The organism is Bacteroidota bacterium, assembly GCA_030017895.1.
Taxonomy (GTDB): domain Bacteria; phylum Bacteroidota; class Ignavibacteria; order UBA10030; family BY39; genus JASEGV01.
Genome location: JASEGV010000171.1, coordinates 1 through 590, shown reverse-complemented (window position 1 = coordinate 590; position 590 = coordinate 1). Strand labels below are relative to the sequence as shown.

Genomic DNA, 590 nt, shown 5'->3' with positions numbered 1-590 from the left:
CAGTCGGATTTAATTCGTGATACAATTTAATATATTCTTTAACAACTTTCAAAGAACGGCCTGTAATTTCTTTGATAGCCCTATCATTCATTCCTTTGCGTATAAGTTTCTTTATCTGCTCATATTGTTTGATGTATCTGTCAACTGCATCTTGACTATGCCTAGTTTTCAACACTATATCTGATGGCGATATTCCTTGTTCGTATAAGCTTAAAACTATTCCCTTGTGTGTAGGAACACTTCCTTGATCTAAAACGTATCCCTTCAACGGAAGTATCTCTCCAGTCTTTTCTCTATAAGCATCTAAGTATTTTCGTATTGTACTCAAACTCCGGTTCATCAAAACACTCAACTCTGCTCCACTAAGTAATCCACATTGCGATTTTGCACTCTTCAATAACCGAACCATCGTCTCGATGTCTCGTGCTTCACAATGACGGTAATTACTATTACGGTCTCCTTTCTTAAAATATATTCTTCTATCAACATCTTCTTCCGTTATCAATGGCAGCATCACTGTAACACTCGAATAATCTTCAACCTTTTTTCCATAGCTTTGTCTCTGACCATCATCCTTCGTTGTCCTAAAT

General features: G+C 36.6%; 1 protein-coding gene. It reads right to left on the bottom strand.

The window, feature by feature from the left end:
- Positions 1 to 590 (bottom strand): DUF1670 domain-containing protein (locus QME58_14505; GenBank protein ID MDI6805022.1); only part of this gene is annotated, 590 nt, incomplete at both ends.